Origin of the sequence: Flavobacterium sp. Arc2 (assembly GCF_041431385.1) — a bacterium.
Classification (GTDB): domain Bacteria; phylum Bacteroidota; class Bacteroidia; order Flavobacteriales; family Flavobacteriaceae; genus Flavobacterium.
On the sequence record NZ_JASMRH010000003.1, the window covers coordinates 99,296 to 118,904 of the forward strand.

Here is a 19,609-nt window from a genome sequence, read left to right on the forward strand (position 1 = left end):
ATGTTATTTTTGTTTAATAATTTGATTTGCGACAGCTAACCAGGCTACAGGACCACCGGCAACATAACCCGTACTTCCCAAACCTTCAAAATTAACCTTTCCTTCTACATCTGCACCGTTAGCAAAATGAATAGTTGGAAAACCTTGTATTCCAAAAGCTTGTTGTAACTCGTTATTCTGATTCTTTATTTCAGGAGTTTGAGGTGTTCTTCTTGGATAATCTAATTCTACAAGAATCACGTTGTCTGCTGCCCATTTTGCAAATTCAGGTGTCAACAACACTTCTTTTTGCAACCTTATACACCATCCACACCAATCACTTCCTGTAAAAAACATCAATAACGGCTTATGCTCTTTATTCCCTATCGAAATAGCTTCTTTAACATTAGTATGCCATTTTAATTCTTGTGACTGAACCGCCTGCATTCCAAAAAACAAAACGCAGAGTAAAATTATTTTTTTCATGTTTATTTCTTTTAACCTCTAATCAACAAATATAATGCCTTAAAACTATTTTACACCATGCATTAACTTTTTCATAAGAGGAGATAATAGTATCATGATTAAACCAGCTCCAATAGGAACAATCGTAAAAATCAAAAAGAAAGTAGATAAACTATACTGATGCGTAATAGTTTCAATCATTCCTCCCATTGACCCTGCAATCTTATTTCCTGTACCAATAAATAGGTAGTACACTCCAAACATGATTCCGATCCATTTAGCAGGAACCAGTTTACTTACATAAGACAAACCTACTGGCGAAATACACAATTCCCCTAACGTATGGAACAAATAAGCAGCAATCAACCAGAACATACTTACTCTAACAACTGATGCAGCGCTAGTATCGATACCCATACTTCCGTAAGCTAAAAATCCAAAACCTAAACCTAGCAAAGAAAGTCCTAAACCAAATTTCATGGGTCCGGATAGATTATACCTACTTTCCCACCATTTAGAAAACACTGGCGCAAAAACAACAATAAATAATGAATTTAATATCCCGAACCAAGTTGCAGGAACCTCAGTACCTGTAGCAGAAAATTCTCTACCTACTTTCCAAAGGACAATAGCCCAGATAATCACAAAACTTAATGCTAAGATTAAATTTCCTTTAGAATACCTTTTGAATGTTTTAGAAAACAATTTAATCAACACATAAGTTATAATTAACAAAGGAACGATTGTCAATAAAGTATCGGCAATTTTAAATAATGAAGCACTGCTTCCAAATAATTCTCTTTGCGTAAATTTCTCAGCAAAAATAGTCATAGACCCACCCGCTTGCTCAAACGCTGCCCAGAAGAAAATTGTAAATACTGAAAAAATCAATACCGCTATGATTCTATCACGAACAATATTAGCAGGAACTTTTTCAAGTGCAGCCTTATCTTCCGATTCTTGTTTAGAAGCCGCAGTTGGTTTTAAACCAATGTTCCCAAAAATATCTTGTGTAAAATAAAATTGCAACATACCGAAGAACATAAATATTCCGGCTAGACCAAATCCCCAACTCCAAGATATTTTTTCTCCTATGTACCCACAAAGCATAATTCCTAAGAATGCTCCAGCATTTACTCCCATATAATATAAAGAGTAAGCACCATCTTTTTTCTCAGGATGACTTTCGTAAGCATTAGATATTATCGAAGTCATGTTAGGTTTGAATAATCCGTTACCAATAATCAAGCAACCAATACCTATGTATAACATAAGCGGTGTTTCAAATGCCATAGAAGCATGACCTAAAGTCATTGCCAAAGCACCCAAAATTACTGCCCATCGATATCCTAAATATTTATCAGCTAAAAAACCACCTATTACAGGAGTAAAATAAACAGACATAGTATAAGTACCATATAATCCCAAGGCATCTTCAACACTCCATGCCCAACCACCTTTGGCAATTGAAGAAGTTAAAAACAATACTAATAAAGCACGCATTCCGTAATAAGAAAAACGCTCCCACATTTCTGTAAAAAACAACACAAACAATCCTGCTGGATGTCCTAAAACAGAATCTTTAAAAAATTGATCCGAAGAAGTATCTTGACTCATATAAATATATTTAATTGTAATCTAATAAATTATTATTTCTCGTTGTCCTCAGCACCGTGAGTTAATCTATTAAGCGGTTTTAATAACATTAAGAACAATGCACCTATAACAATAGTAAAAACTAAAATCCCCATAAATACCGCATATTCACCTAATTCACTTGCTGATTCTCCAATAATTCCAGCCACTTTATTCCCTAAACCTGTAGCAGCAAAGTACACACCCATCATTAATGAGGCATATTTAACTGGTGACAATTTAGTAATAAATGATAAGGCTACCGGTGAAATACATAGCTCTCCAATAGTATGGAACAAATAAGCCATAACCAACCATAACATACTTGACGAACCTACTTTTTCAAATTCCATTGTAGCAAATACCATGAATAAAAATCCAAACCCCATGATTATAATACCAATTGCCATTTTGAATATAGAAGAAGCTTCTTTCCCTTTTAATTTTCTTTTAGCCCAATAAGAAGCTACAATAGCAGCAAAAATAATGATAAATCCTGCATTTAAACTTTGGAACATAACCGTAGGAACCTGCATTCCTAAAAGCATTCTGTCTGTTTTAGAATCTGCATATAAATTCATTAAACCTCCGGCTTGTTCATAAGCACCCCAAAAGATAATTACCATGATAAAAGAAAGTAATAAAACTAAAAAACGATCTTTATCTTGTTGTGAATCTAATTCTTTGTAAATCATCATCATTAAAGCAGCAATAACTGTCAAAAAGATAAATAGTAATCCAAATCCCCATCCTAAACTATACCACCCAAAAAGAGAAACCACGGTCAAGATAACAGTAAATGTCAATTGTTTTTTTGAAGTCAATAAATTTTGAAAAAGTGCTCCATAAGAACTTTCATCAACTGTATTTTTTTCTTGAATTTCTAAATTACCCACATGCGTTAAATATTTTTGACCCCATACATAAACGACAAGTCCAAAAACCATTGCAATTCCAGCTAATCCGAAACCTGCATGCCATCCATATTGTGCTACTACAAATCCAATAACCATCGTCGCTAATAAAGACCCCGTATTGATTCCGATATAGAAAATACTAAATCCTTTATCTCTACGGATATCTCCTTGTTCGTAAAGTCCACCTACCATTGTAGAAATATTAGGTTTTAACAAACCAACACCTAGAATCACTAATCCTAAACCAGTATAAAATGCCCAAGTATCTGTAAACACTAAAACACCATGACCAATACAAAGTACCACAGCACCTAGTAAAACTGCTTTCTTTTGACCTAATAATTTATCGGCAATCATCCCTCCTGGAATAGACATTACATAAACTAACATGGTGTACCATCCGTATAACGCAAGTGCTTCTTGACTTGTCCATCCTAAACCTGGGCCTCTCGAATCACCCATTGTTTCAGTAGTCATATAAAGAACAAGTAAAGCTCTCATTCCGTAATAAGAAAAACGCTCCCACATTTCTGTAAAAAACAAGATATATAATCCGACCGGATGACCGAACAAAGTTGATTTTAAATGAGCGTCTGCAGTAGTATTTGACATAATTTATTTTTTGGTTTGTAATTTATTTAACTTCTTGCATTAATTTTTTCACCAGAGGAGAAATTGCAATTAAAACTATTCCAGCAATTAATGCATAAATTGCTAAGTCTTTATATCCATCGGCATACACCGTTAATTTTTCTAAATTTGATGCGTTTTCAGAGGCTTCAGCGATATTAGCCCCTAGTAATCCAGCAAAATATTGACCATATGCACTAGCCAGAAACCACATTCCCATCATTACAGCCTGGGTTTTGTGCGGTGATAATTTAGTCATTACTGACATTCCTATTGGCGATAAGCATAACTCCCCAAAAGTAATTATAAACCATCCAAAAGTAAACAAATCTAAGGAAGTTTTCCCTGTAGCGTCAGCAAAGAACTTTGTGTAATAAAACACATAAAAACCAGCTGCCAAGAATAAAAACCCTAATCCAAATTTAACCACAGTATTAGGTTCGATTTTCCTTTTATGCATCCACATCCACACCAAACCTACTAATGCTGCAAAAACAATTACAAAAAATGAATTTGCTGAATTATTAACTCCGTTAGCATCTAATGGAATTCCTAGAAGAGTATTATCTAAATTATGTGCCGCGAATAAACTTAAAGAACCTCCACTCTGTTCGAAAAAAGCCCAAAAGAATATGGAGAAAATGATGAATACTAGAGCTGCAAATAACTTTTTATTTTCTGCAATAGAGAAATTTCTCATTTCATAAAACAAATATAGTAGTGAAGCAGGGCCAATAATAAACATGAATATATCCGTATATTCTGTATTAGACACCATGGTCATAATAATAGGAATAATTATTAATGAACCTATATAAGTAACTATTTCAAGTGTTTTTCTTTTTGATTTCGTTAAATCGAATAAAGGAGAAAGTCCTATATCACCTAAACTTTTTTGTGTTTGCGTAAAAGTCAATAAACTGATCAACATTACAAATGCAGCAAACCCAAAAGCAACATTCCATCGCAAATGTGTTGGAACAACTGAAGTTAACATTGACCCATTTGCAACAGCGATACACAAATATCCACCTATCAAGGCTCCTAAATTCACTCCTGCATAAAACAATGAAAAACCAGCATCTCGCCTGTGATCATCATCTTTGTATAATTTCCCTACCATGGTAGAAATATTAGGCTTAAAGAAACCAGTACCAATAATGGTAAAGCTAATTCCGAAGAAAAAAAACTGTTTTGGGTCATAGGCTAAGATCATACTTCCTACAATCATTAGCAACCCACCCCAAAAAAGGGATTTTCGATACCCAAGAATTTTATCTGCAAACAGACCTCCTATAAAGGTAAACGCATATACAAAAGCTTGTGTGGCGCCGTACTGTAAGTTAGCAACACGATCATTCATAGCAAGCTCACTCACCATAAATATAACTAACATTCCGCGCATTCCATAGAAACAAAAACGTTCCCACATTTCGCTGAAAAACAAATACCACAATTGTTTTGGGTACTTACCTTCGAAATTCTGAATTTCCTCTAAAGATAAATTGGTAGTATTCATTTAAGAATTAAAGATTTTCTTTAATAAAATTAGTCATCTTATTGTATAACTGAATCCTAGTGTTTCCTCCATAAATACCATGGTTTTTATCAGGATAAATTTGCGAATCAAACTGTTTATTTGCTTGTATCAAAGCTTCCATCATTTGCATTGAATTCTGTAGATGCACATTATCATCACCACTACCATGAATCAAAAGAAATTTCCCTTTCAATTTATCTACGTGGTTTATAGGTGAATTATCATCATATCCTTTTGCATTTTCTTGTGGAGTTTGCATGTAGCGCTCTGTATAAATACTGTCATAAAATCTCCAGTTTGTTACTGGCGCTACAGCAATTGCCATTTTAAAAGTGTCATTCCCTTTAAAAAGACAATTAGAAGCCATAAACCCACCGTAAGACCAGCCAAATATACCTATTCTAGACTTATCTACAAACGAATAATTTCCAATCACTTTTGCAGCGTCGATTTGATCCTCGACTTCATACTTTCCTAATTCTAATTGAGTCACTTTCTTAAAGTCAGCTCCTTTAAAACCAGTTCCTCTTCCATCTACGCAAGCTACGATATACCCTTGTTGCGTAAGCATCATAAACCAATAGTCATTTGTTGAATTCCACTGATTAGCTACTTGCTGAGAACCAGGCCCTGAATACTGATACATAAAAACTGGATATTTCTTTGAAGCATCAAAATCCTTTGGTTTCAATATCCATGCATTCAATTCATTTCCCTTTTCGGTTTTTAAAACAAAAAACTCCTTTGTAGGTAAATTATATTTTTTAAGGGTTGACGCCAATACAGCATTATCTTCAATCACTTGCAATTGTTTCCCAGACTTAGCATCGTTTAACGTATAACGTGTAGGCTGGGTTGCGCTTGAAAAAGTATTGATGTAGTATTGAAAATTAGGACTAAAGGTAGCTCCATTTGTCCCTACTTCATTCGACAACACTTTTTTATTTTTTCCGTCTAATGCAATACTATAAACCGCTCTGTTGATAGATCCGTTTTCAGTAGATTGATAAAAAACAGTATTCGTTTTTTCATCAAAACCATAATACGAAGTTACTTCCCAATTCCCTTTAGTTACTTGATTGCGTAATTTTCCATTCTTATCGTATAAGTAAATATGATTAAAACCATCTTTCTCGCTCGTCCAGATAAAACTGTTATCATTTAAGAATGTAAGATTATCTGTAACATCCACATAAGCCTCATCTTTCTCATTCAAAACTACTTTTGTCGTTCCAGTTGTTCCATCGACAAATAACAAATCCAGATTGTCCTGGTGACGGTTTAAAATCTGAGCTGACAAGACATTTGCATCATTTGTCCATTGCATACGAGCGATGTAAAAGTCTTTATATTTACCCAAGTTGATTTCCTTAGTTACTTTTGAAGTAGGGTCATATATATGTAAAGAAACTAAAGAATTTTTCTCTCCCGCTTTCGGGTATTTAAACGTTTCAATTGTAGGATACAAATCTTTGTGAAACATAGACATGGAAAATTCAGGAACCTGACTTTCGTCAAAACGTATATAGGCCAGTTTTTTACTGTCTTTACTCCAGTCAAATGCTCTTACAAAAGCAAATTCCTCTTCATAAACCCAGTCCGTAATACCATTAATGATGGCATTTTTCTTTCCGTCAGTGGTAATTTGAGTCGTTGATTTGGAAGCCAAGTCATAAACATACAGATTGTTTTCTTTAGCATAGGCGATCATTTTTCCATCAGGAGAAAAAGTAGGCTCCTGTACTTGAAAATCGAATGGCTTTGTAAGTTTTTTTGTTACTGTATTGTACAAATAGTAATCTGCCGTAAAAGAATGACGGAAGATTTGATTTGAATTAGAGGCAATCAAAATCATTTTTTCGGTAGCGTCAAAAGTATAACTATCAATCATCGACATACCAGGATGATCTTTTGTATTTATTAAAGTTGCTGTTTTTTTGAGTGTTGCAAAATCATATAAATCGATTTGCATCGTTCTCGAAGCAAGATCTAAGTTCAGCACTGTGTATTCATTCGTTTTTTTCATGGATTGTAATTCATCCATTCCTTTGGCACGAAATTCTCCTCCGTATATTTGTTCAACCGATATTTTTTGCTGTCCGAAAACTGTGAAACACAAAAATAAAAATAAGACCGAAAACTGTTTAGACTTCATACTATTAATTTATATGTAAAAATGAGCCCAATTTTAGTGAAAAAATTACAATTATATCACATTTGATGTGTTAAATGTTGAAAACAATATTCAACAGTGCTGTTTAATGACAATAAATAAATGGCTTCAAAACCGCTAAAAATGTATCTTTGCAGCTAATTACATTATAATCTATTGAGAATGAATAAGCCCGTTGCCGGATTTTCAAAATTATCCAAAGAAGAAAAAATAAACTGGATTGCCAAGGAATACTTTTCAACTCCTTCAGAAGCCATTGCTTTACTGAAAAACTATTGGAATTCAGATGAAAAAATACAGAAACTACACGATGAATTTATAGAAAACACCATCACTAATTTCTACATTCCCCTTGGCGTGGCTCCCAATTTTCTAATTAACGGAAAATATAGCACCATTCCGATGGCTATCGAAGAGAGCTCAGTCGTTGCTGCAGCCTCAAAATCTGCAAAATTTTGGTCTACTAGAGGTGGTTTTAAAGCAACGGTAATCAACACTGAAAAAATAGGCCAAGTTCACTTTCTTTATAAAGGCGATGTTTCAAAATTAGAATTATTCTTTGCTGAAACCAAAGACAAATTCTTTTCTGAAACAGAAAGCATTACTAAAAACATGCAAAAAAGAGGTGGAGGAATTTTGGATATTGTCTTAAAAGACAAAACGAACCTGCTTCCCAATTATTATCAACTTCATGCTACTTTTGAAACCAAAGACAGCATGGGCGCTAATTTCATAAATTCATGTTTAGAGCAATTTGCTAAAACATTAAAAGAAGAATCGCAGACCTACCAACTATTTTCACCAACAGAAAAAGACATTACGGTAATTATGAGCATTCTTTCTAATTACGTACCTAATTGCATTGTACGTGCAGAGGTTTCTTGTCCAGTAGAAGAATTAGCTGAAAAACACATACTCGATCCACAAGATTTTGCAGAACGGTTCGTACAAGCCGTTCAAATTGCCGAAGTAGAACCTTTTAGAGCCGTAACCCATAATAAAGGAATTATGAACGGAGTTGACGCTGTTGTGCTTGCTACAGGTAACGATTTTCGTGCGGTCGAAGCAGGAATACACGCTTATGCAGCAAAATCAGGTCAGTACTCTAGTTTATCCCACGCTAAAATTGAAAACGGCATATTCACATTCTGGTTAGAAATACCATTAGCATTGGGGACTGTTGGCGGACTAACTACTTTACATCCCTTAGTAAAACTATCATTGGAAATGCTTAAAAAACCTTCCGCAAAAGAATTAATGAAAGTCGTTGCGGTTGCTGGTTTAGCACAAAACTTTGCTGCATTACGTTCCTTAACCACAACAGGTATTCAGGACGGCCATATGAAAATGCACTTGAACAATATATTAAACCAGTTTGAAGCAAATGATGACGAGCGCAAGCTCATTCAAAAACACTTCAAGCACAATGCAGTGTCGCATAGTGCAGTTGTTGACTATATTGAAAATTTAAGAAAGCAGTAACCAGAAAAGCTAACCCCGCCACCATCGCGTATGGAAACTCAATCTTTACCTGATTATAGTAGTATAGGATACCGCTTCTTTAGGGATTACAAAAAAGAATACTGCAACCCTGAAATGAATTCAGTGAAATTAAATTCAGCATAAATGAAAGAAACATTTTACAGTAACGGAAAGCTTTTAATTACCGGAGAATACCTCGTTTTGGACGGTGCGATAGCTTTTGCATTGCCTACAAAATTCGGGCAGTACCTAAATGTCGAAAAAAATCCTAATCCAGAAATTCACTGGAAAAGCTATGATGCTGATGGCAAGATTTGGTTTGAAGATCGTATTTCGTTTTCAGAGATAATGAATCCTTCTGCACAAGAAATAGAAACCATAAAGTCAACATTGATTTCTATACTTCATGAGGGATATTTATTAAATCCTGGCTTTATAAAGGACGGATCGGGATATATCATTACTACGCAACTGAGTTTTCCTAAAAAATGGGGACTAGGAACCTCCTCTACCTTAATAAACAATATTGCACAATGGCTACAAATTGATGCATTTATATTGCTCAACAATAGCTTTGGTGGTAGCGGCTATGATATTGCCTGTGCGCAAAACAACAACCCCATTCTTTACCATCTCGAGCACGGAAGTCCTATTGTTGAAAAAGTTACTTTCAAACCAAACTTCACGCAACACATCTACTTTGTCTACCTAAATATGAAACAAAGCAGCAAGACCGCAATTGCAAACTACCAAGCAACTAAAACACGAGATTTAAATAAAAACATTGATTCAATCAACAAAATAACCCTTAAAGCTTTACAAGCAAACACTCTTCACTCTTTTGCGCAAGCGATAGAAAGCCACGAAACCAAAATGAGTATTATTTTAGAAACAACAACTGCAAAAGAGGCACTATTTTCAGATTTCAAAGGCGAAGTAAAAAGCTTAGGAGCTTGGGGTGGAGATTTTGTAATGGTTATATCTGAGTTCGACCCTACAGCGTATTTTAGTTCAAAAGGATTTAATACTATTCTCTCTTATGATGACATGATATTAAGTTAGCAGCTACATAAAAATCAATAAAGACTACTTCAAAAATATATTATGCATAAAAAAAACCCGATACAATGTATCGGGTTTTTTCGTGAAATTAATAATTACTTTAAATCAACTAGTAATTAAATTGTTTTCTATTATCTTCAATAGTTGCATTGTCTTTAAGCGCAGGTAAAACTCTGTTAACATCGCCAGCAGATTGCGCTTTTAATTTAGCCAAATAAGGCGAAACATCCTTCAAGGCTGCAGCTTTCACTGTACTTACATTTTTAACAACATATACTCCAGTATTTCCTTCGATTGGTGCAGACATTTTATTTGCTGCCAATGCAAATGCATTTCCAACAACTTTTGGCTCTAATCCAACACCTGTTAACATTGGGTTCTCCATAGTAACATCAATTGCTTGCAACACAGTAGAACCTGCAGATTTAGCAATTGCTTCCATAGAACTTCCAGTCATTTTAGCTTTGATCAATTCTGCCTTTTTCTTGTTTTTAAGAATTGGCTCTACATAAGGTTTAACTTGCGTAATAGATACTAACCCTGACTTATCGATACTTTTAAGTCTAGCGATAACGTGTCCAACGTTAGCTACTTCAAATCTTTTTATTGTACCAGCTTTAGAATCATCTTCAAAAGCCCATCTTACGATTGATCTTTGTACTCCTAATGGTCCAAAATTTTCATCCATTGCTTTTACTGTAACTCCGGGAACTACTGTAAGTCCAATTCCTTTTGCTACAGTATTGAAATCTTTATCAGCTGCATCCATTTCAAATTTAGTCGCTTGTGTAAACGCTTTATCTGAAGTAGCTTCTGAAGCTTCCAGTTTTAAAGCTACCGTAGCTAAACGTATTCCGTCTTGCTTATCAGTAACTTTAATAATATGAAATCCAAAAGGAGTTTCTACTAAACCAATCGAACCAATACTACTATTGAAAACAAAATCGTTAAATGGTTTCACCATTTGATTTTGACTAAAATATCCTAAATCACCACCTTGTTGTGCTGATGAATCATCTGAGTTAGAAAAAGCTAACATCATGAAACTTTCTGGATTTGCTTTTACTTGCGCTAATATAGCTTCAGCTTGCGCTTTTGCTTCTTCTTTAGTTCTTTTTTCTTTTTTGTTTGGAACTTGTGTTCCTTCATAACTAATTAAGATATGACTTGCTTTTGCATTCACGCCTAGTTTTTTACCCATAGATTTTGAAACACAGTAGTAGTTTCCAAAAACGTAAGGTCCATATATTTCACCTGGAGCAAGATTAAACAACTGATCTGCATCAACAGCAGGTAAGTCTTTCTTAGCTACATAAGTAGAATCGTAAGGCACATCTGAATTTGAATTAACAAAATCAATTGTATTTTTAGCAGCTCTAAAACCTGCTAAAGTATCATTTTTCGCAGTTGCTTGATTATAAACAACACTTCCTGATAACAATCCAGTAATTCTAGCTTTTACTTCAGCTTCATCATCTTTTGAAGCTTTATCTGCAATTAAAACATACTCTACTTCACGAGATTCTTCTGCTTTAAATTTCTTTTCATTTTTCTTCATGTAATCTAATATCTCAGCATCAGTTACTTTAACGTCACTGTCTTTGATAGTAGAGTATAAACCGGCAACATAAGCAAAGTTCACTTTGTTAGCTTCCATTTCATATTTAAATTTTCCTTCACTCTGAGTTGTATAAACACCTGATTTAATCATAGTGTTGTAGATTTGATACTTAGCGTTAAGCTCAGCATCTTTCTCTCTGTCTTTTAAATATTCTGCTTGCGCAGGATTTGATTTGAAATATTCTTTGAATTTTGCAATATCAAACATACCCGCTGCATTCAAGAACATTGGATTTTGACCAATATTAGGGTCTGCTTTTAAAACTGCTAATAAATGCTTCTCTCCAACTCTTAAACCTAATTTATCAAATTCAGAAGTTAACAAAGCTACAGAAACCTCTTGGTCCCAAACTCTGTTTGCTGCTGCTGTAGAAGTGATTCCTTCAGTACTTTTTTCAACATTACTAACTTTAATTCTGAAATCTTCAAATGAAATATCATTTCCATTGATACTCCCTACATCTTTTGATGTACTGTTAAAGCTTCCACTGTTGAATAAATCGCCAATGATAAATGCAAATAATGCAAATGCGATTACTGCAATCATTAAAGCGGAACGTTGTCTAATATTTGATAAAACTGCCATTTTTATTGTTGTTAATTTTATATTCAGTTTGCGAAAATACAATTATCTAATTAATAATTATACTAGTAGCGTTTTATTTTACAAAAAAAATACTTTTATAAAAAAAATCACTCTTTTATGGTCAATTTGACCAATTCAATTTTCTTGTTTGTAGCCTCTTCTATGATAAAATGATAGGTTCCTATCACTATTACCTCCCCTTTTAACGGTATGTCATTATTAAAATCTACAATAAAACCACCTAGAGTACCATAAGAATCACTCTCTGGTATATTAAGCTTATATGTTTGATTCAAATATTCCACATCAAATCGAGCCGAAAAAATATAAGTATCATCACCCAGTTCCTTTTCGATTAATTCTTCGTCAGAATCATGTTCGTCTTCTATTTCCCCAAAAAGTTCTTCTACTATATCTTCAATAGTAACTATACCTGAAGTTCCTCCGTACTCATCCAACACCACCGCCACACTTTTTCGCTTTTTAGTAAGCAAATTCATGACATCTTTAATGTAAATTGTTTCAGGAACAAATTCAACAGGAATAACGACCGCTTTAATACTCTTAGGCTTCTTAAACAAATCAAAGGAATGCACGTAACCCACAATATCATCTAATGAATTTTCATAGACAACAACCTTAGAGTAACCAGTTTCAATAAATAATTCTTTAAGCTCCGCTATAGTATCAAACAAATCGATAGCTACAAGTTCCGTTCTAGGACTCATAACATCTCTAGCCTTTACACCTGAAAATTCCAGTGCATTCTGAAACATTTGTATTTCTGAATCGACCTCGTCATCATCCTCAACGCTACTCATTTGCTCCATAATGTAATTTCCAAGTTCTACTTTACTAAAATAAAGCTGTATCTGATCGCCATCTGTTCTAAAGAATTTTTTTAGAACAAAATCAGAAACCCAAATCAAGAAAGTAGAAATAAAATAAAACAGCACGTAGAAAATATAGGCCGGTAACGCAAAAAACTTGAATAAACCATTTGCGTAAATTTGAAAAAAGACTTTCGGTAAAAACTCAGCTGTTATTAGAACAATCAGCGTAGAAAGCACCGTTTGAATCAACAAATTCAATAAGTCAGAAAAATGATATCCTAGCGAATCTATCTGACGCATCAATAAAGCGCCCATAAAAAATCCATAAACCACCAATGCAATATTGTTTCCAATAAGCATAGCAGCAATAAATTTTGATGGTTTTTCGGTAAGTTTAGTAAGGATTTTAGAAAGAAAATTATCTTGCTTCTTCTCTATTTCTAGATATATTTTATTCGAAGAAATAAATGCAATTTCCATCCCAGAAAAAAAGGCACTTAGTATTAGACATAATATTATAACACCAATTTCCATAAATTATGATTGATCATTACGGTCCTGCATCTTCTTTGCATATTTTCTCCTGAAGAAAAACATAAAAATTGCAAGTCCGGCAATCATGACACTCAACCAAGGCGTGCCCTCAGGATCGTTCCATTTTACAATCGCTTCATAAATGAAGTACAAACCAAAAATAAGATAAATGTAAGGCGTGTATTTTAAGTAACCCATAGTATAGTTTTTGATATTTATTCAGCCGAATCAAATTCGCCTGTTAATCTTTGTGAATTGATAACCTTGAAATCTTTAGAAAAATCTATTCCTTGTCCATTTGAAGACCCTTTAACATCTGTAAATTTAAACTTTTTTTCAGTAAAAAACCATTCATTTTTTTGATCATAGTACAATTGCTCTGTTTCAAGCGTTTGCCCTTTCTCGGCAACAATCTTTACTTTTCCTTGCAAATCGATTATCCCCGTGATTTTATAGGAAATGGCATAATTTGATGTCACGCGGGTGGCTTTCCCTTTTTCATCGTACAATGTAATATCTATTCCTTTCGGAAATTCTGTAAAAGGAAAATCAATAGTTGAAAAATCTAACATCTTAGGACTAAGCAAAACAACCTTTATAAGTCCCGAATCAGTATATTTTAAATTCACTTTATCTGCATCCCCACTGGGCGTAAATTCCGTGACATTTATTTTTTGAACTTCTTTAAAATTACTTTCACACCCAAAAAACAGAGTCACAGCAAAAACTGTGACTAGGTTAAGTATTCTATGTGTTTTGAATAGATTCATACATCAATATAGACAAAGTGAAATGTAATTTAATACTTCTATTATTGGAATTTTCTTTGCACGAACCATTTGTCATTCAGTGAAAATCCTATACTAATATTAGCATAATTTTCCTGAACTAAACCCGCTGAAGTTGTTCCTTTTTTCCCCATTTCGAATCCAATATTTACATTAGAAATAGTCCCAGTAATTGGCAAACCAAGCCCTAATGTAAATCCAATATCGTTTATTGATTCTCCACTAACAACCAGACCCGTTTTTTCATACTTCAAACCCCCTCTGTAAACAATCCTTTTACCGTAGCTTGAAAAGGAGTTATAATCAGGAATAAAAAAACCTCCTAAACTCACACTCCCGTATTTACCATAACCTACGTTACCCGCATTATTATAAGCATTTGCTTGTGCTGAAGATTTTGAATAAGCCACTTTTCCACCAATTAACCATTTTTGCGACTCTCCAATACCAGCGCTCAAAGATATTTTACTTGGAAATTTTAACTCAAGTTCATCATTTTGCTCTTCAAGAACATCTACAACTGATAAATCATACCCAGAACTGTAAGTTACAGTAGATATATTTCTAGTATTTTTAGACGTTAGAGTGTTTTCTAATGTATAATTTAAACTAGTATATATATTTAATTTTTTGCTCAACTTAGCCTTATACATCGCTCCGATATCAAAATTTACTCCTGAAAAATCAGCGCTATTGCTCTCCGTAGTTCCAACAGGAGTACCGGTAATAAACTCCAAACTATTCGTTTCAATTTTTCCGAAATTGTACTGAGTATCAGCTCCTATACTAAAATTAGAATTTATTTTATAACCCACTCCAATAAAAGCTTTATTCAAACCTCCTGAACCATTGTAGCGTCTATTATTTGTATCTGTATCTTCCGAAATAGCTTCTATCTTATACCCTACAGAGGAATAAGGAATTAATCCAAATCCAACTCCTATTTTGCCGAAAGGCAATCCAACAGCAAGATAGTCTAACATTGTTCTTCTTGCCTTTTCACTATTACTCTCTGATTTTACTGTTGTAGTATTATAAGTTCCACCAAGTGCAAATGTTGTAAACTTTAAATTAGCAAAACTTGCAGGGTTTTGCAAGTTAATATGAATACTGTCTTGTTCGACCGCTACTCCTGCCATAGAACGACTTTCAACTGTTCCTTTAAACCTAACATCCCCAATTCCGTAATAAGAATAAGGCGAAGAAGTCCCTTCTTGAGCAAAAGAAACTAACGACAAAAGCAAACAAGCGCTTATTAAAATTTTTTTAATCATTTTTGATTTTATATTGAAATGTTTGGTTCAAACTTTCTAAAAGAAAATTTGAATTGGCAAATATGGTATTTTTTAATCGTTTAGCCAAAAATTCTGCATCCCCTCCCGTTAAAATTATTATAAAATTTGGACAAAGAGTACGATATTCATCTACGAAACCGTCAATCTCATAGGCCAAACCATTTACAACTCCCGAATGAATAGATTCTGAAGTTGACTTCCCCACTAAACCTTTAGGACTTTCTAATGACAACAATGGCAGCTTTGCCGTAAAATCATGTAATGACTTATAACGCAATTGCAATCCGGGAGCGATAGCACCCCCAAGGTATTTGTCACTCTCATTCACAAAATCAAATGTAATACATGTTCCGGCATCTATCACTAATCTGTTTTGCCCTGGAAACTGTAAAGTTGCTCCAACTGCTAGAACCATCCTATCTATTCCTAAAGTTTTTGGTGTTTCATACCCATTAACGAAAGGAAAAGGATCATCATGAGAAACAAAATGAACTGCGACCTCTTTTTCAAACTCTAAAAAAGACTGTTTTTCGATATTTCCGACCGATGCAACAACCAAATGAGAAGTATTTTTAAATTTTTTTAAAATATTTTTAATTTTTTTTTGGAGCTCTTCCTTCGAAAAAACAAACTGCTCCAAGAGGATATCATCCTCAAAAACAGCAGCTTTAATTCTTGTATTCCCCACATCAACTGTTAGAATCATAATTTGGATTTTGATTTTGCGAAGATACGAATTGATTTTTTTAAAAAAATGTATTGGATATATTAAAAAACATTCTATCTTTGCACCCGCAATCAACAAGCATTACAGCTTACGAAAAGCAACCAAATGGTACCTTAGCTCAGATGGTAGAGCAATGGACTGAAAATCCATGTGTCCCTGGTTCGATCCCTGGAGGTACCACTTTAAAACCCGAATAGAAATATTCGGGTTTTTTGTTTATATACGTTTTTCAATAAGGTACTACTTCAGTATCGATCAAAACTAAAACGACTCTTAATCATACAAAATTCAATTACTAAGAATCCATTTTTTTGGAAAGTGAAATTTTAATCGATTGCCATCTCTGGAATTTCAAAATCAATGATTAATCGGGCTGCGGTGGCTTTTATGATTTCTTCAACAGAAACTCCAGGCGCTCTTTCTACTAATCTAAAACCATTAGGCGTAACTTCTAAAACAGCTAACTCAGTAACTACCTTTTTTACACAACCAACACCGGTTAATGGCAGCGTACATTTTTTTAGAATTTTAGATTCTCCTGCTTTATTAACGTGCATCATTGCCACGATGATATTTTCGGCCGATGCCACTAAATCCATCGCACCCCCCATGCCTTTTACCATCTTTCCTGGAATTTTCCAATTGGCAATATCTCCGTTTTCAGATACTTCCATGGCACCCAAAATTGTCAAATCTACTTTTTGAGCCCGAATCATGCCAAAACTAAATGCCGAATCAAAAAAACTTGCCCCAGGCAAGGTCGTAATCGTTTGTTTTCCGGCATTAATGATATCGGCATCTTCTTCTCCTTCATAAGGAAACGGTCCCATTCCTAAAACTCCGTTCTCGCTTTGAAATTCTACTGAAATATCACCTTGAACAAAATTTGCCACCAGTGTAGGAATACCAATTCCTAAGTTCACAAAATAGCCTTCTTTCACCTCTTTAGCAATTCTTTTTGCTATCTGATTTTTATCTAAAGCCATGATTTAATTTCTTTTGCGTGTTGTACGTTGTTCAATTCTCTTTTCAAATTTCTCTCCTTTAAAAATGCGCTGCACCATAATTCCGGGTATGTGAATTTGGTTTGGATCCAATGCTCCTGCAGGCAGTAACTCTTCTACCTCAGCAATTGTGATCGTAGCTGCTCCAGCCATACATCCGTTAAAATTTCTCGCCGTTCCTTTAAAAATCAAATTCCCAGCCTCATCTCCTTTCCAAGCTTTTACAATTGCAAAATCGGCTTTGTATGCTAATTCCATAAGGTGCATTTTTCCGTTAAACTCGCGTACTTCTTTCCCTTCGGCTACTTCCGTTCCGTAACCTGCGGGAGTAAAAAAAGCAGGTATTCCGGCCTGAGCTGCTCGACACTTTTCGGCCAAGGTTCCTTGCGGAGTAAGTTCTACCTCTAATTCACCCGAAAGCATCTGACGTTCAAATTCTGCATTTTCGCCTACATAAGAAGAGATCATTTTTTTGATTTGTTTCTTTTGCAGCAATAGTCCTAGTCCAAAATTATCGACTCCTGCATTATTTGAAATACAGCTTAGATCGACTATTTCTTTTTTTACCAATTCAGCTATGCTATTTTCTGGAATTCCACAAAGGCCAAAACCACCTAACATAAGCGTCATTCCATTCTCGATTCCTTCCAGAGCTTCTTGCACCGTATTTACTTTTTTATTTATCATAATTTATCTTGTTTATTACCTATTAGAATTAAAAAAAAATCTGTCAAAATTACTTCTGACAGATTTAATCCAAACGAAACTAATTTAAAAAACCAAACCAAAATATTATTGAGCGCTCCAACCTCCGTCTAAAGTAAAAGTCGACCCTGTTATTGTCGTTGCGTGTTCGCCAGCCAAAAGAAGTGCCATTTCAGCAATAGCCTCAATAGGAATAAATTCTTTTACAGCCTGCTTTTTTAGCATAATCTTCTCTACCACCTCATCCTCTGAAAGATTATGTGCTTTGGCCTGATCCTTAATTTGGTTTTCTACCAAAGGTGTTCTTACATATCCAGGGCAGATTGCATTAGACGTTATATTATATGGTGCTCCTTCTAATGCCATTACTTTTGTCATCCCCACAACACCATGTTTTGCAGTCACATAAGCCGACTTGAACTCAGAAGCCCTAATTCCATGAACAGAAGAGATATTGATTATGCGACCAAACTTTTGTTCTTTCATGTATTTCCATGCTGCTTTACCAGCATAAAACACAGCATTCATATTAATCGCTATTATCTTTTCATACATTTCATTTGGGAAGTCCTCGATTGGAGACACATACTGAATCCCGGCATTATTAATCAAAACATCAATCGAGCCCAATTGCGACACTGTGTCTTCAACAAGCTGAGCAACTGCAGCTGACTCCAACAAATTAGCATTTGAATACCCCGTTTTTACTTTATATTTTTCTCCAATGTTTGATGCAATTTCAGCACCATTTGCTTCCAGTCCATGAAACATTATTTGGTAGCCGTTTTTTGCAAAAACTTTAGCTATCCCCAATCCGATTCCGCTGGTACTTCCTGTAATAAGAACTGATTTACTCATTTTCTAAAAAGTTTAAAATGATCTTGTTAAAAGCTTCGTGTTGATCCATTACAACTCCATGTCGTGAATTAGAAACAATAGCTACAGTTGCATTTTGCATTCTGGAAGCATACTCTTCTTTATAAGACACAGGCATATAGTCCATATCAGATCCAACTACTAGTGTTTTATGGGGAATAGTTTCTAGTTTGTCTCCTAGCCCCCATTCCATCAATGTCACAAATGTTTTGTAATATACTTCTGGATTATTTTTACCGCAACGTTCTTCAAATTCCTGTCGAAGCTTCTGTTGTTGTGGCTCAGGAAACATGTTTTTTGAAATTTCTTTGGCGAGCTCTTGAAGTCCTTTCATTTTTAGAAACGCAGTTCTACTTTCTAATAGTTCCGTCCCCATTTTTCCCATATTGTCAAAATCAGGTCCACTGTTGACAATTATTAGTTTGTCAACTATTTCCGGATGCGATACAGCCATTTGAAAAGAAACAGCTCCTCCCATGGAAAAGCCGACAAAAGAAGCTTTTTCAATCTCTAATTTTTGCAGCAACTGAAAGATATCTTCTGTTAAGAATTCAACTCCAAAATCATCGTTATTAATCCCTGATTTTCCATGACCTCTAAAATCAGGAATAATTAATCTAAATTTTTCAGATAAGACTGGGATTTGAAAATCCCAGTCTTTTATTGTTGAACCCAAACCATGAAGCAGCACTAGAGTTTCCCCACGACCAACATCTTCATAATTGATTTCTATTGAGTTAACCATTGTTTTTGGCATT

Annotated in this window: 17 protein-coding genes and 1 tRNA gene; 3 read left to right on the top strand and 15 right to left on the bottom strand. The window is 34.5% G+C overall.

Annotation, left to right across the window (positions count from 1 at the left end; genetic code table 11):
- Nucleotides 1–3: 3 nt before the first annotated feature.
- From QO182_RS02815 to QO182_RS02835, 5 genes are read right to left on the bottom strand one after another with little or no spacing between them, the layout of a single operon-like run.
- On the bottom strand, nucleotides 4–465 hold the full coding sequence (locus QO182_RS02815) for a thioredoxin family protein (RefSeq protein ID WP_371559839.1): 462 nt from the start codon (nucleotides 463–465) through the stop codon (nucleotides 4–6).
- Nucleotides 466–510: 45 nt separating this feature from the next.
- Nucleotides 511–2,061 (bottom strand): peptide MFS transporter, encoded by a 1,551-nt coding sequence (locus QO182_RS02820; RefSeq protein WP_371541465.1) that lies wholly within the window; start codon nucleotides 2,059–2,061, stop codon nucleotides 511–513.
- Between the two features lie 32 nt (nucleotides 2,062–2,093).
- Nucleotides 2,094–3,608 carry a peptide MFS transporter gene (locus QO182_RS02825; protein ID WP_371541468.1) on the bottom strand — a complete coding sequence of 505 codons (1,515 nt, stop codon included), beginning with the start codon at nucleotides 3,606–3,608 and terminating at the stop codon, nucleotides 2,094–2,096.
- A 22-nt stretch (nucleotides 3,609–3,630) separates the two neighbouring features.
- A complete protein-coding gene (locus QO182_RS02830; protein WP_371541470.1) occupies nucleotides 3,631–5,145 on the bottom strand; it encodes a peptide MFS transporter in 1,515 nt (504 codons plus the stop codon).
- 7 nt (nucleotides 5,146–5,152) lie between these two features.
- On the bottom strand, nucleotides 5,153–7,321 hold the full coding sequence (locus QO182_RS02835) for a S9 family peptidase (RefSeq protein WP_371559841.1): 2,169 nt from the start codon (nucleotides 7,319–7,321) through the stop codon (nucleotides 5,153–5,155).
- Nucleotides 7,322–7,501: 180 nt separating this feature from the next.
- Here QO182_RS02835 and QO182_RS02840 point away from each other — a divergent pair, with 180 nt between their 5' ends.
- On the top strand, nucleotides 7,502–8,821 hold the full coding sequence (locus QO182_RS02840) for a hydroxymethylglutaryl-CoA reductase, degradative (protein ID WP_371541475.1): 1,320 nt from the start codon (nucleotides 7,502–7,504) through the stop codon (nucleotides 8,819–8,821).
- 144 nt (nucleotides 8,822–8,965) lie between these two features.
- Nucleotides 8,966–9,883, top strand: a complete 918-nt coding sequence (locus QO182_RS02845) for a GYDIA family GHMP kinase (protein WP_371541477.1) — start codon at nucleotides 8,966–8,968, stop codon at nucleotides 9,881–9,883.
- Nucleotides 9,884–9,992: 109 nt separating this feature from the next.
- Here QO182_RS02845 and QO182_RS02850 read toward each other — a convergent pair whose 3' ends face one another.
- From QO182_RS02850 to QO182_RS02875, 6 genes are all read right to left on the bottom strand, one after another.
- On the bottom strand, nucleotides 9,993–12,089 hold the full coding sequence (locus QO182_RS02850) for a peptidylprolyl isomerase (protein WP_371559844.1): 2,097 nt from the start codon (nucleotides 12,087–12,089) through the stop codon (nucleotides 9,993–9,995).
- Nucleotides 12,090–12,196: 107 nt separating this feature from the next.
- Nucleotides 12,197–13,456 carry a hemolysin family protein gene (locus tag QO182_RS02855; RefSeq protein ID WP_371541481.1) on the bottom strand — a complete coding sequence of 420 codons (1,260 nt, stop codon included), beginning with the start codon at nucleotides 13,454–13,456 and terminating at the stop codon, nucleotides 12,197–12,199.
- Between the two features lie 3 nt (nucleotides 13,457–13,459).
- A complete protein-coding gene (locus QO182_RS02860; RefSeq protein ID WP_371541482.1) occupies nucleotides 13,460–13,654 on the bottom strand; it encodes a hypothetical protein in 195 nt (64 codons plus the stop codon).
- Nucleotides 13,655–13,671: 17 nt separating this feature from the next.
- Nucleotides 13,672–14,226 carry an LPS export ABC transporter periplasmic protein LptC gene (gene lptC, locus QO182_RS02865; protein ID WP_371541484.1) on the bottom strand — a complete coding sequence of 185 codons (555 nt, stop codon included), beginning with the start codon at nucleotides 14,224–14,226 and terminating at the stop codon, nucleotides 13,672–13,674.
- 41 nt (nucleotides 14,227–14,267) lie between these two features.
- A complete protein-coding gene (locus QO182_RS02870) occupies nucleotides 14,268–15,518 on the bottom strand; it encodes a hypothetical protein (RefSeq protein WP_371541486.1) in 1,251 nt (416 codons plus the stop codon).
- Nucleotides 15,511–16,245 (bottom strand): type III pantothenate kinase, encoded by a 735-nt coding sequence (locus QO182_RS02875; protein WP_371559846.1) that lies wholly within the window; start codon nucleotides 16,243–16,245, stop codon nucleotides 15,511–15,513. Before QO182_RS02875 ends, QO182_RS02870 begins: the two co-directional genes overlap by 8 nt.
- A 128-nt stretch (nucleotides 16,246–16,373) precedes the next feature.
- Here QO182_RS02875 and QO182_RS02880 point away from each other — a divergent pair.
- Nucleotides 16,374–16,446, top strand: a tRNA-Phe gene (locus QO182_RS02880).
- A gap of 146 nt (nucleotides 16,447–16,592) precedes the next feature.
- Here QO182_RS02880 and QO182_RS02885 read toward each other — a convergent pair.
- From QO182_RS02885 to QO182_RS02900, 4 genes are all read right to left on the bottom strand, one after another.
- On the bottom strand, nucleotides 16,593–17,252 hold the full coding sequence (locus QO182_RS02885) for a CoA transferase subunit B (RefSeq protein ID WP_371541491.1): 660 nt from the start codon (nucleotides 17,250–17,252) through the stop codon (nucleotides 16,593–16,595).
- Nucleotides 17,253–17,255: 3 nt separating this feature from the next.
- Complete coding sequence (locus QO182_RS02890) at nucleotides 17,256–17,957, bottom strand: CoA transferase subunit A (RefSeq protein WP_371541494.1); 702 nt, start codon at nucleotides 17,955–17,957, stop codon at nucleotides 17,256–17,258.
- Nucleotides 17,958–18,062: 105 nt separating this feature from the next.
- Nucleotides 18,063–18,833: a 3-hydroxybutyrate dehydrogenase gene (locus QO182_RS02895; RefSeq protein WP_371541495.1), complete on the bottom strand. Its 771-nt coding sequence runs from the start codon at nucleotides 18,831–18,833 to the stop codon at nucleotides 18,063–18,065.
- On the bottom strand, nucleotides 18,826–19,608 hold the full coding sequence (locus QO182_RS02900; protein ID WP_371541498.1) for an alpha/beta fold hydrolase: 783 nt from the start codon (nucleotides 19,606–19,608) through the stop codon (nucleotides 18,826–18,828). Before QO182_RS02900 ends, QO182_RS02895 begins: the two co-directional genes overlap by 8 nt.
- Nucleotide 19,609: the final 1 nt, after the last annotated feature.